This window comes from Xanthomonas sp. DAR 34887, assembly GCF_041245805.1.
GTDB classification, from domain to species: Bacteria; Pseudomonadota; Gammaproteobacteria; order Xanthomonadales; family Xanthomonadaceae; genus Xanthomonas_A; species Xanthomonas_A tesorieronis.
Genome location: NZ_CP162490.1, coordinates 182,256 through 194,558, shown reverse-complemented (window position 1 = coordinate 194,558; position 12,303 = coordinate 182,256). Strand labels below are relative to the sequence as shown.

General features: G+C 64.0%; 13 protein-coding genes and 1 pseudogene. 9 read left to right on the top strand and 5 right to left on the bottom strand.

From position 1 onward, the window contains the following. Window positions 1-136: 136 nt before the first annotated feature. Window positions 137-493, bottom strand: a complete 357-nt coding sequence (locus tag AB3X08_RS00900) for a SymE family type I addiction module toxin (RefSeq protein WP_369938633.1) — start codon at window positions 491-493, stop codon at window positions 137-139. Then, complete coding sequence (locus AB3X08_RS00895; RefSeq protein ID WP_369935573.1) at window positions 486-815, bottom strand: hypothetical protein; 330 nt, start codon at window positions 813-815, stop codon at window positions 486-488. The genes AB3X08_RS00900 and AB3X08_RS00895 overlap by 8 nt, the downstream gene beginning before the upstream one ends. A 251-nt stretch (window positions 816-1,066) precedes the next feature. Here AB3X08_RS00895 and AB3X08_RS00890 point away from each other — a divergent pair. From AB3X08_RS00890 to AB3X08_RS00880, 3 genes and pseudogenes are all read left to right on the top strand, one after another. Next, window positions 1,067-1,685, top strand: a pseudogene (locus AB3X08_RS00890) (restriction endonuclease). A gap of 61 nt (window positions 1,686-1,746) precedes the next feature. Then, a complete protein-coding gene (locus AB3X08_RS00885; RefSeq protein ID WP_369935570.1) occupies window positions 1,747-3,039 on the top strand; it encodes a hypothetical protein in 1,293 nt (430 codons plus the stop codon). Between the two features lie 146 nt (window positions 3,040-3,185). Then, complete coding sequence (locus AB3X08_RS00880) at window positions 3,186-3,980, top strand: hypothetical protein (RefSeq protein WP_369935568.1); 795 nt, start codon at window positions 3,186-3,188, stop codon at window positions 3,978-3,980. Window positions 3,981-4,594: 614 nt separating this feature from the next. On the opposite strand, the gene AB3X08_RS00875 is transcribed toward AB3X08_RS00880, so the two are convergent. Further along, window positions 4,595-4,996 carry a hypothetical protein gene (locus AB3X08_RS00875; RefSeq protein WP_369935566.1) on the bottom strand — a complete coding sequence of 134 codons (402 nt, stop codon included), beginning with the start codon at window positions 4,994-4,996 and terminating at the stop codon, window positions 4,595-4,597. 291 nt (window positions 4,997-5,287) lie between these two features. Then, entirely contained in the window at window positions 5,288-6,760 is a 1,473-nt protein-coding gene (locus AB3X08_RS00870) for a J domain-containing protein (protein ID WP_369935564.1), read from the bottom strand. A 246-nt stretch (window positions 6,761-7,006) separates the two neighbouring features. Between AB3X08_RS00870 and AB3X08_RS00865 the strand changes: the two genes are divergently transcribed. From AB3X08_RS00865 to AB3X08_RS00850, 4 genes are all read left to right on the top strand, one after another. After that, a complete protein-coding gene (locus AB3X08_RS00865) occupies window positions 7,007-7,261 on the top strand; it encodes an antitoxin (protein ID WP_369935562.1) in 255 nt (84 codons plus the stop codon). Further along, window positions 7,258-7,566, top strand: coding sequence for a type II toxin-antitoxin system RelE/ParE family toxin (locus AB3X08_RS00860; protein WP_369935560.1), 309 nt, complete (start codon window positions 7,258-7,260; stop codon window positions 7,564-7,566). The genes AB3X08_RS00865 and AB3X08_RS00860 overlap by 4 nt, the downstream gene beginning before the upstream one ends. Before the next feature lie 180 nt (window positions 7,567-7,746). Next, complete coding sequence (locus tag AB3X08_RS00855; RefSeq protein WP_369935558.1) at window positions 7,747-8,193, top strand: HIT family protein; 447 nt, start codon at window positions 7,747-7,749, stop codon at window positions 8,191-8,193. A 172-nt stretch (window positions 8,194-8,365) separates the two neighbouring features. After that, entirely contained in the window at window positions 8,366-9,991 is a 1,626-nt protein-coding gene (locus tag AB3X08_RS00850; RefSeq protein ID WP_369935556.1) for a hypothetical protein, read from the top strand. Window positions 9,992-10,200: 209 nt separating this feature from the next. Here the strand turns inward: AB3X08_RS00850 and AB3X08_RS00845 are convergent, their stop codons facing one another. After that, a complete protein-coding gene (locus tag AB3X08_RS00845) occupies window positions 10,201-10,626 on the bottom strand; it encodes a winged helix-turn-helix transcriptional regulator (protein WP_369935554.1) in 426 nt (141 codons plus the stop codon). Window positions 10,627-10,732: 106 nt separating this feature from the next. On the opposite strand from AB3X08_RS00845, the gene AB3X08_RS00840 reads away from it, so the two are divergent. Together AB3X08_RS00840 and AB3X08_RS00835 are read left to right on the top strand one after the other, a co-directional pair. Continuing rightward, window positions 10,733-11,686 carry an alpha/beta fold hydrolase gene (locus AB3X08_RS00840; RefSeq protein WP_369935551.1) on the top strand — a complete coding sequence of 318 codons (954 nt, stop codon included), beginning with the start codon at window positions 10,733-10,735 and terminating at the stop codon, window positions 11,684-11,686. Between the two features lie 152 nt (window positions 11,687-11,838). After that, window positions 11,839-12,171 (top strand): hypothetical protein, encoded by a 333-nt coding sequence (locus AB3X08_RS00835; protein WP_369935549.1) that lies wholly within the window; start codon window positions 11,839-11,841, stop codon window positions 12,169-12,171. Window positions 12,172-12,303: the final 132 nt, after the last annotated feature.

The following is a 12,303-nucleotide window of genomic DNA, read 5'->3' as shown; positions in this document are numbered from 1 at the left end:
ATGTAAGTGCGGTCGGGGCGCGGGCGGAGATGAAGAGGGCTTGGCGAGGGCGCGGGGGACACTCGCAACCCGATTTCCTACATGCCCCTCATGCCAACCGCGTGGGCGGCCTTGCACCCAATGGCCGCCTACCGCGTTAATCCGCGCCAGCCACACGCACCACCAGCTCGCCGGCGCGCACCTCGATGCACAGCGTGCTGCCGATGGCGAAGCCCAGCTGTTCCAACCAGCGCCCGCGCAGGCGCAGCGACGGCACCACCTGGTTGCTCGCCGGGTAATAGCCGTAGCCCATCTTGCAGCGCTGCGGCGGACGCGTGCGGCGCAGTGCGCGCGGCTTTCGCGCCGCCTCCGCGGCAAGTTCGGCGGCGATCTGCTTGGGCGTCAGTATCGGCGTGAGCGTCGGCTCGACGATGGTCCACTCGCGAAATTCCGTTGGCTGGTGTGGCGCACGCTTACGCGGAGCCGTGGCTGTGCGGGAGAGAGACTTACGCATGGCGCTGCTCCCCATGCGATGCCGGCACCAGGCCATCGCCGCCCAGCCGCTGTGCGTGGATCTCGTCCACGATCCCGCGCACCGCGCGGGCGGCAGTGAAGATGCTCTCGCCCAGAATCGACACGCTCTTGTCGTCCAGCGGCGCAGCGCTGCACACCGCCACCATGTCGCTCTGCGCGGTGATTGCGCGCAACAGCGCGTGGAACTGATCGAGCTGCTGCAGGGTGACGCCGAAGGTGAAGCGATCTTCCTGCGTCTGCTGCTTGGCTGCTAGTGGGGTGTGCCGTGGAGCAGTGGTCCGGCGGGATTTCGAAGTCGTCATGGCATCCGTCCTGACGTAGGCGGACGGGTCGTCCGCATAACCACCGTAGCGCGCTCTTTTTGATATCCAAAAAACAGATATTCACTGGGAGCTTCAGCCGCGCAATGACCCTCGTGACCGTAACCTCGAACCGGGGCCGTCTGCTCGACCGCTGCCCTGAAGCACCTCGCGTCTCGTTTCGTAGACGACGCAATCGCCAGGCGGACAGCTGCTGATTCTGGCGCTATGTTTGGTTCTGGGACGGGGGTCGCATGGGACGCAAACGGGGAAATACCGCTTTTGATGCGCTGGCTGCGTTGCCGTGGCCGCTTGGGTTAGCGGTGGGCATAGCTGGCTTTCTTGCCGTGCGCTATGGACTCGCATGGTGGCTCTCCCAGCACGGCGGCATGCTGGCACAAGGCATCGCGCAACACGCGGACAACACGCTCGCGCCGCTTGCGTGGATCGTGCTGATCGTCTGTTGGATCTCTGCGCTCTTCTCCTTCCTCGGCGCGCGCCATCGCCGTCGCCTGCTGGACACCCGTACCACCCTGGAAAGCCTTGCCGCCGGCGGCTCGCGCCAATTCGAGCTACTCGTCGGCGAAGCCTACCGCCACCAGGGCTACAGCGTGAAAGAGGCAACACGGTTTGCACAGGGCAAGCCAATCGAGCTGATCGGTGGTGAGCGCTTGCTAAAGATGATCCAAGCAGCGCAACGCGGCGGCGCGGACGGGGCATCTCTCAACTCCCGGATCGAGCCGATGCTTGTCCCGGCGATCGGCGCTGCCCCTCAAGCGCGCGCGTGCCGGCAGTACGGGAGTGACGTGGCACAGCGGACCTACAGGCGCACGGGGGGAGGCCTTCCTTGGCTGCAGTCAATTCCCGCGATGACGAGGAACCGGATAAGTGAACCTGACCCTGTTACTTTACCCCGTTACTTGGAGGCAACGTCATGTCACTGCATCACCGCTATGGGTCGCTTTTTCGTAAATTTAATCTTCGCGAGCACTTGGACAAACAGACTGCCGCTATGGAATCTGAGATTGATGGCATCGATGCCAACCAGCTCCTGAACACTCCGACTGCAGATTTTGCAGCATACTTCAAAGAGAAATACTCGTTGCAATCGCCAGTCCTACGCAGAGAAGAATGGTCTGCAAGCAATCACGAGGTGCAGGTAGACGTGTCGCGTGACGGCAACCGGTGGTTTAGTGACGAACACCGTGGCCCCTTTTATATACCAGGCCAGCGGATCGATATCGAGGTCCCGTTTGATGGCGACCACAACCTATTTGAAGCCAAGCCGAGCACTTTCACTCTGTCTGGAACGCCTGCAGGATTCGTTCGCGAAGGAGTCCTTACGATCAGCTTCGAAGTCCCGCATGACGCCGATAGGGATGTCAAAGTGATGGCCGAACGCCGCCTTCAGGAGATTGAGCAACACCTCGATTGGGTCACCAATGACATTCGCGCGCACAACGCGAAATTACTTACAAGAGCAACCCAAGTCATCGATGATCGCAAAGAACGATTGCTAAAGAACCAGAACCGACTTGCATCGCTAGGCATTCCACTGAAGGTAAGAACGGACGCGCCCAAGACATATGCCGCTCCCGCAATCCGCAAGAAGGTGGCGCCCACACTTCCCAGAGCGTCCACCGCGCCATTTGAGCCAGAACCGACCATGAGCATGGAACACTACGAGCATGTGCTCAAGGTGGTCCAAAGTATGACGCAGGTGATGGAGCGCAGTCCGTCCACATTCGCGACAATGGGTGAAGAAGCGCTGCGCGACCACTACCTCGTTCAGCTCAACGGCCAGTTCGAAGGGCAGGCAACAGGCGAGACGTTCAATGCCGCGGGCAAGACGGATATCTTGCTCCGGATCGATGGTAAGAACGCTTTTATAGGAGAGTGCAAGTTTTGGAAAGGCACAAAAGTCTACCAAGATACAATTGATCAATTGCTTGGCTACTCTTCATGGCGAGATACGAAGACGGCAATCTTGATATTCAACAAGAATAAGGACACGAGTAAGGTTCTTGAAGAGATCAGGACTGCTAGCGAGGCGCACCAGAACCACAAGCGTACACTCAATTGGAAACATGAATCGGGTTATCGATTTGTCCTACGCCATCCAGCCGATGACAACCGCGAGCTCACTTTGACTGTCCTCGTATTCGATATTCCCCAACTCGAAAAAGCAGCCAAGGCAGAAAAATCGGTGAAAGCCGCAAGATCATAAATGAGGAAGGGACGCTGGCGTCACGCTGCTCGCATTGCTAGTGGCACTGGACTATCTCAGAAATACAAAGTTGACCACAAATAGACTAATTTTCAAGCTCTAAACAACGCACGCGATTCGACGAGAACTCAGCGCCGGCCACTCGAATGAATACCTTGGAAAATGCTATTCGATTAGTTCTCGCGCACCAGCGGGGCCCGCCGTCGAGGTCGCTGGAGGAACTTGCGGAATGCGCCACGCAAGCCCGGCGGCTAGTCGATATTTCACGCGATACGCTGATCGCAGTGGAGTATCCAGAGAGCGTGCGCGGCAGGACGGCCCTTGCGCTGTTGATGGCCGCGATCGACCAAGCTTGGGGCTTCTGTCATGTGCTGGCTACTGCACCCGGACATGGCCATTTTGCGGCCCTAACGCTCTACCGGCCACTAGTCGAGACGCTCTTACGGGGTGCGTTCTTCGCCAAACCGGCAACAGATGGCGAGGTAGCCTACTTCCTCGAAAAGAACCAGATGCCGTCAAGAACGTCCCTTCATCCAAGGCCTGGACAAATTGGGAAGAAGATCCGCTTACCAGCAGGGGAGCTCGCTATTATCGTATCTGAGGCTTTCGAGCTTGAGCCACGCGACCGACTCCCGCAAGTCGTGCAATCCGAAATCGAAGGGTGGCATGGCATGGTGCACGGTGGCAGGGAGGTCGTCCAGCTTTACGGTGGACGCGCCCGCCAGCGTACGGATGGCACCAAAGAGCCAGTGGGTGCATCGACGACAGCCGAAGAGATGTTCGAGCTTGTACCTCACGTCGCCGTTCTCGCTTGGTTAGCAATGCGCGCGGCAGTTACGCTTGGCAAACCCAAGCAAAATCAACGAGCGCACCAAGCTGCCCAATTGGTCAAAGATTCCTACCAATCGTTCATTTTGCGATGGGACCCGCCGCGCGATTGAGAACGAGCTACCACGCCTTCCTCGCCATGGTCGAGGCCAAGACCCACCGCTTTGCTGGCATCAGGCCCGCTCATGGGCCACGCAAACACACCACGACCACTGATAAGTGGGCCTGACCCCGTTACAGCTAGTTTGGGACTTGGCAGATAGCGCGCAAACGGTAAATCACCAGTTTTGATGCGCTGGCTACATTGTCTGACTGCTACTCGCGTCAATTCTGCCCGAGAGAGAGACACGCGGAAAACAGGCTAGTGCCCATGCGTAGAAACCCCATGGCATAAGGAGCTATTCCTCAATGTTTACTGCGACATGGCGTCGGCCCAAGCAAACCCACTACGGTCAATCAGTGGAACTTGACATTACTCCGGCGACGACAACTATAGTGCCGACGATGTACAAGCAGGTACATTTTGCGAAATTCTGAACCTAGCAGGATCAATTCAGGCAAGCTCGGTGCATTACAGCGCGCAGGAAGCGCAACTGAGACATAGACACCATGCCAAGCTGCTCATGTTCATGCAGATAGCGCCATTCCGAGAAGTTATCCTTAATTACCAAAAGCAACGCCCTGATGTCCGTGCTACCTGTGTAGTCAACCTCAAGCTGGGCGCCCTTCACACTGCTCTCAAGAGCAATTTTGGCGCCGGAAGGGAGGCGCTCATGTATCTTGAGAAGGTCGTGCCCCTCTGCTCGCGGCCGTGTCTCAAAGATAGAGCCTTAAGATAGAGTTCGATGCAGAGAGCCGAGTTGACAACGTAGGGGACTGACAGCGGCCTCCTTTCCTTTGCACGCTCGTTCTGGTCATAGTTCATAAGCAGACCACATGCATCGCGAAAGTCCATCGCTTGCTGACGTATCCGCATCCACTGCGGTACATCCGGTGCTTCGTAACCAAGCTCTTTGATCCTTGCTATCGCAAGCTGCAGATCATTTTCCTCATCACCGGTGGCCTCGAACCAGCCAACGTGCCTCCCGTTGACCATTAGCTCACGGCGGCCCGCCTTATCGTGGTCCATGAATAGCCCCTTTTTTTGATTTCCGCTATTCCATGGCTTCATCGCCATGCCCCCATGCCTGGCTATTGGATGTGAATCCCGCATGGGCATGCTGGCATAGCGCTGGCTGCACATCCAGGGTTTGGGCGGTCCGCGAAAACTGGGGTCAGAGTGCACTTACGCAGACGACCCCGCCACGTTCAGCTGCTCGTCCGCTACGCAGATCGAGTCGCACGCTGATGCTGCCGAACGGAAACCGGGGTCAGTGTGCACTTACGCGGGCCACACTCGCCACTTTCAGCTAGCCGCCCGCTAGGCGGATCGCACCAAACGCTTACGCTGCCGAACCAGCTGTCTCCCCGCATCCAACAGCCAGTACAGCGTCGCCGCGGCCAACGGAATTTCGATCACGTGCGACGTGAGCGCGACGAAGCACACCAGCAGCAGCACCGGCGCCACGCGCCACACGGGTTGGTGGAACGGATTCAGGTAGTGCCGCTGGAAGCCGCGGATGCACGCGACGATCAGCAAGGCGATGGCCATTACCCAGGGAATGGGCCACCAGAGCCTGTCGGCCAGCAACAAGGTAGTTGCCGACAGGAGAGGAATGCACAGCAGATGCGCCCAGCGCCAGCGCCGCACCGCGGTTTCCGGCAATGCCTGCCAATGGCAGAACTCGACGGCCGCCGCACAAGCGACCACCACGGCGCTCACGTACACCCAGGCCAACGCGGCTTGCCGCAGCACATCCCACACGGTGGATGCGTTGCGGATGGCCGCGATCGGCACGACGAAGAACGAAAGAATCGCGGTGACCAGCAGGCAGCGTGCGGCGTAGACCAGAATCCGGTCGAGGGTGAGCCGGGCCGGATCGGCGGCGGCCCGCCAGAACGCGCGGTTGCGCTCGCCGATGGGCGGCACCGGCGTGCCGGCCGGCACGCGCTGCAGCGAGTCCAGCAGGTCGCAGATGCGGTCCGCCTCGCCGATCGGCATGGCATTGAACAGGGCGCTGCGCCATGCGAACGGGGGCGAGAGCTGGCGCAGGTCCTTGCGCAGCCTCCAGGCGGGGACATTGGCGGGGCCCATCGCGCTCAATGCGTCGGCCAGCGCCTCCACCGGATCGGGGCGCAGTTCCCAGGCATGGTGGGCGTCGTGGCGCGCGTCTTCCAGGCGCAGCGGGTCCACGTTGCCGCCGAGCGCATCCCACTCGAAGAACCGCTGCAGCACGTCGAATCGGGTGTTCTCGATGGGCTGGGGCTCCCGCTCCAGCAGGCCGAACACGGCCTGGCCCACGCGCACCTTGTCGCCCAGCGACCACATCACGGGATGTTGCTCAAGCCAGTGCTGCAGCGCGGCCGCGGTGCCGTCGACGGCGTGCGCGACGACCTCCAGGGCCACTGCGTGCGGATCGCAGGGCGCCTCCCGGCGTGGTGGCGCTGTGGGCAGCGGCATCTCGCGGGGAGCCTGCGCACGCGGTGGCGCCGGTGGCGATGGCGCTGGGGGTAGCGGCACTTCGCCCATGGCGTCGCGCGGCAGTGGCGCCTGTTCCAGCGCGGCAGGTTCCTGGATCACCGCGACGGCGTCGCGCGGCTCCTCGCTGCCACCGGATCGGCGGCGCCACGCCAGGGCCTGTTGATAGGCCTCGTGCAGCGCCTGGAATCCGGCCGGGTCGGTGTCCGGCCGGTGCAGCTTCAACAGGCGCGCATAGGCCCGCTTGATCGTGGATTCGTCGGCGTCCTGCGCCACGCCGAGCCGCTCCAGCGCGGCGAGCCACGTGCGGTTCATGCGCCACCCCGCCCGCACCGGCCGGCGCCATGGCGCGCCACTGTGCATCCCCGCTGCCGGCCCCGGCCGCAACGCTCCCTGTCCTGCTGCATCGCCATGCCCCCTGCCTGGCTATTGGATGTGAATTCCGCGTGGGCATGCTGGCATAGCGCTGGTTGCACATCCAGGGTGTGGGCGATTCCCGCATCCCCCTCTGGCGCTCAACGCCCATGTGCTAATGTGGGGTTGTGCGTTTTTGGAGGCCCCATGAGCCGGTTGACCATCGATCTCAGCGATCAGCAGCACCAGAGCCTCAAGGCGCTGGCCGCGTTGCAGGGCAAGACCATCAAGCAATACGCGCTCGAACGCTTATTCCCCGGCGATGTGGACGCCGATCAGACGTGGCAGGAACTGAAAGCCGTGTTGGGCGTGCGCATCGGAGAGGGACTTGCGGGCAAGGTGTCCGCCAAGAGCGTCGGCGACATTCTCGATGAAGAACTGGCCAAGGGCCGCCACGCTTGACCAAGGGCTACGTCCTCACCGAGGCGGCCGAGGCCGATCTGCGTAGTGTCGTCCGCTACACCATGCAACGCTGGGGCGAACCGCAGGTGCGCCGGTACATCGCTGAGCTGGAACAGGGCATTGCTCGCCTCGCAAAGGGTGAGGGATCGTTCAGGGAGCTTGGCGCGCTCTATCCGGCGCTGCGGGTGGCGCACTGCGCACACCACTACGTCTTCTGCCTGCCGCGTGAGAACGCCCCGGCGTTGATCGTGGCGATCTTTCACGAACGCATGGACTTGATGGCACGCTTGGCCGGCAGGCTGTAGTTCCGCTTCCAGGCCACGAAGCTTGGGAGCAGTGTGCACTTCTCCCGGCCACCATCCACTGCCCGAGCGATATGGCGATCGGCACCAGCCACCAGCCGGGTTGTCCGATTGACGCGTCGCCAAAGCGCGCCACAGAATCCGCTCCCGCCCCACAGTGGGTTCTCTTCGTTGCTGGGCCTCATGCAGCACGCTCCCCCCGGGTACGACTGCCCGTTCTGCGGTATCGCCGCCACGCTGCCCTCGCCTGCGCCGGAATCGGCCGTTGTCCTGGTGGACACCAACGTTTACGCCCTGGTGCCCACGCACCACTACGCCGGCATTCAAGGCAACTGCCTGGTAATCCCGCGTGCCCACTACGAGAACGTGTTAGACATGCCGGACGAGCTGGGCCGCCAAGTCTTCCGCGCCACGCGGCGCCTGGCGCACGCGATGCTGGCGGCTTTCGGCTGCGAAGGCATCTCCACGCGCCAGCACAATGGGCCGGCCGGCAATCAGGATGTGTGGCACTACCATCTGCACGTGTTCCCGCGCTACACGAACGACGGGCTGTATGGGGGGCAGAAAGTGCGCTACGCCACCGAGCAGCGCATTGCGCTGGCCGCACGTCTCCGGGCTGCGTTGCCGTAGCGTGTCCTCCAGTGACCGGTTGCCACCGGTTCTGACGTAGCGGCAATGCGGCAGCAGTGGCCCTTGTGCGCTCCGGGTCCGAGCACTGCCGCCCGCCAAACGCTGCTCGATGGACTTTCCTGCAGGACAGGGGAAAGATGCGCCGAGCGCCGTCTCTCACTGGACAGGGATCATGCACGCCACACGCTTTCTCGCCGCGTTTTTCCTGGCCGCGCTGGGTGCGGCCGATGCCTCGGCGCACGAGGCCATGCACGACCATGCCGCGATGGAGCGGCTGGGCCGCGCGCACTTCCAGACCTCGTGCAATGCGGCGGCGCAGCCGCAGTTCGATCGCGCGGTGGCGTTGATGCACTCCTTCCAGTTCGGTCCGGCCATCGCCGGCTATCGCGCCGTGCTGGAGGCCGACCCCGGCTGTGCCATCGCCTATTGGGGCATCGCGCTGAGCAGTTGGAGCAATCCGTTCGCCGGCTTCAAGTCGCCCGCGCAACTGCAGCAGGGCCTGGAGGCCGTCAACGCAGGACGCGCGCTGCAGGCCGGAACCCCGCGCGAGCGGGCCTATCTGGAGGCCGTGGCGCATCTGTATGTGGATGCCGACCGGCTGGACCAGGACGCGCGCAGCCTGGCCTACGAGCAGGCGATGGAGCGGCTGGCTACCGACTACCCCAAGGACACCGAGGCGCGCATCTTCTACGCCCTGGCACTGGCCGCGGCCGCCGATCCGGCCGACAAGACCTATGCGAAACAGCTGAAGGCCGGCGCGATCCTGGAACGCCTGTTCGCCAGGTATCCCGATCATCCCGGCCTGGCCCACTACATCATCCACGCCTACGACGAGCCGGCGTTGGCAGCGCGCGCCGCGGAAGCTGCGAAGCGCTATGACGCGATCGCGCCCTCCACGCCGCACGCGCTGCACATGCCGTCGCATACCTTCACCCGGATCGGCGACTGGCAGGCGTCCATCGACACCAATCTGGGCTCGGCCGCGTCGGCGCGGGCCGCGGGCCAGCCGGCCGACGAGCTGCACGCCAGCGATTACATGATCTACGCCTATCTGCAGACCGGGCAGGACAAGGCCGCCGCGCAAGTGGCCGACGCCTCGGCGCAGGTCTTCGCGCGCTTCGATCCGGCCAAGGCGAACGGCGCGGCGCCGGCCTCGGCCGCCTATTTCGCACGCGCCGCGATTCCGGCGCGCTACGCGCTGGAACGCCGCGATTGGGCGCAGGCGGCCAAGCTCGATCCCGTGCCGAGCCGCTTTCCTTACGCCGATTCGATCACCTACTTCGCCCGTGGCCTGGGCGCGGCGCATCTGAACGACGACGCCGGCGCACGCGCGGCGATGGCGTCGCTGGACCAGCTGCACGCCACCCTGGCCAAGCAGGGCGAGGACTATTGGGCCGGGCAGACCGACATCCAGCGGCGCGAGGTCGCCGCGATCCTGGCCCTGCAGCAAGGGCATGTCGCCGATGCGCTGGCAGGCATGCGCCAGGCCGCCGACCTGGAGGACGCGACTCAGCTCGCGTCGGTCACGCCGGGGCCGCTGGCGCCCGCGCGGGAGATGCTGGGCGAGATGTTGCTGGCGCAGGGACAGCCGGCCGACGCGCTGACGGCGTTCGAAACCTCGCTGGTGCAGGAGCCCAATCGCTTCTGGTCGCTGTACGGCGCGGCCGCGGCCGCCAGGCAGGCCGGCGACGACGCCAAGGCTCACGCCTATTTCCAGAAGCTGCTGGCCATGGCGCAGCGCGCGGATCGGCCCGAACGTGCGCAATTGATCGAGGCGCGGCAGCAAGTCCAGCATTGAACGCCGTGCGTTCGGCGCGCACGCCGCCTGCGTGCAGTTACAGCCACGCGGTCAGGGATCTCGCCTCGGCAATGGATATGCGTCCACTCCGGTGGTTGCGATGGTCCTGACGCTTGCCTGTCGCGGCTGAAGCCGCTCCTACAAATGCTTGTGGCCGCGTGGTGGCTGCACTACGCGCGCCCATCGGCCGACATGCCGTGCTGCATCCTCTACGGCAGTCGAGCGGTCGCTGCCTTTCGGTCAAACGCCGCTTGTGCCTGTGCGACCAACGCGCGGCTGTCGTTGGCCCAGGCGACCAATCCCATCACCGGGCCCAGCAAGGTGTGGCCCAGCTCGGTCAGGCCGTAGCTGACGCCGGGCGGTACCGTCGCGAAGACGGTGCGGGTGACCAGCCCGTCGCGCTCCAGCCCGCGCAGCGTCAAGCTCAGCATCCGGTGCGAGATGCCATCGAGCATCCGCTGGATTTCGTTGAACCGCCGCGGCTGCTCGCGCAGGGCCGCGATGACGTACAGGCTCCATTTGTCGCCGACCCGGTCCAATACCTGCCGCGCGGCTACGGCGCACGGCGCATCGCTGGCGGGAAGCGCGCCCGCGCTCGGTAACACGCATGTGCGTTCTTGTGGGGCGATCGGCATCTGCGTAGCCTCCCGGCGAGTCGCTCGAAGCCGGAATACTAATGAACTTTCGAACCACCTGCCGTGCATCCCTGCGCGGCGGACATTGGTGCAATCGGGAGGTTCCGTGACCGCCAATCTGTGGACCATGCTCGGCCTGTCGCTCGTGGCCTTGGTGGTGCTGATCCCGCTCGCGGGTGGCCTCTTCCTCTATCGCCATTGGGCTCCCGATCGCAGCGTGGAATCGCTCGCGGCGCGTTGGGCGCAACCGCCCTCCCAGTTCGTGGCGATGGACGGCATGCGCGTGCATCTGCGCGACGAAGGACCCCGCGACGATCCCGCACCCATCGTGCTGCTGCATGGCACGGGATCGAGCCTGCACACCTGGGATGGCTGGGCCTCGCGACTATCGCCGACCCGACGCGTGATCCGGTTCGACCGGCCGGGCTTCGGCCTGACCGGGCCCGACCCGCGCCACCGCTACGGCATGGCGCACTCCGCGGCGTTCGTGCTGCGGCTGCTGGACACGCTCGGCGTGCAGCGCCTCGTGATCGCGGGCAACTCGTCCGGCGGGCGCGTCGCGTGGCACGTGGCGCTCGCCGCGCCGCAACGCGTGGATCGCCTGGTGCTGGTCGCCGCCGCCGGTTACCCGCGCCGCACGCCGCTGCCGTTCGGACTGCGCATGGCGCGGTCATCGCTGGGTTCCATGCTGTCGAACGTGCTGCCGCGTTCGATGGTGGAACGCGGCGTTCGCGGCATGTATGGCGATCCCCGCAAGGTCGACGCGGCGCTCGTCGACCGCAACTACGAGGTCACGCTGCGGCAAGGTAACCGCAAGGCGCTGGGCGAGACGCTGCGGCAGAGCGAGTCGGCCGACGCGGCAGACATCCGCCGGATCAAGACGCCGACGCTCATCCTGTGGGGGGAGCGCGATGCGGTCATTCCGCTGCAGGACGCAACCGCGTTTTTCGAGGACATCGTGGGCAGCAGGGTGGTGACCTTCGGCGAACTGGGGCACCTGCCACACGAGGAGGATCCTGCCGCGACCGTCGCGGCGGTCATGCATTGGCTGCAGGACTGAGCGCTCGCCACGGAGAACGGAGGATGGCCGCTTCGCCTCTCGTCCAGTGCCGCGGAGTCCGATGGCATGGCGAATGCCCTGTCGGCATCTTGACCTCCCGTACATCTGCGACGCCGCATCCTCGCCCGAATTTCGACGCCGGAGAACGGGACATGACGAAGTGGTTGGGTGCCGCGCTGGCCGCGGCGATGCTGATGACCGGCTGCGCCAAGGTGGAAGGCGAGAAGTTCGTCGGCCACTGGGTCAACGTGGAGTCGCAGGACGAGACGATGGACATCGAGCGCAACGGCGAGTCGTTCATGGTGCGCAACACCACGCCGCGGTTCTTCACCCGCAAGCCCAAGACCGAGAGTTACCCGGCCATCTACAAGGACGGCGTGCTGCAGGTCTCCAACGACGGCGAAACAGTGAACTTCGCCATCGACGAGGCCGATGGGCACCTCAACACCGGCAGCGACGAGTACCGGCGCGTTCCGGCCAAGTGAGCGCGCGGCCAGCGAACGCAGGCGCTTCATGCGCTTGCGCTCCCGCGCTGATTTAACGATGTGCCGGAACTGGCGTTGGCGTGCACGCGTCAGCCGGTCGCCATCTTCCCCCGCGCACGGTCTTGCGACGTC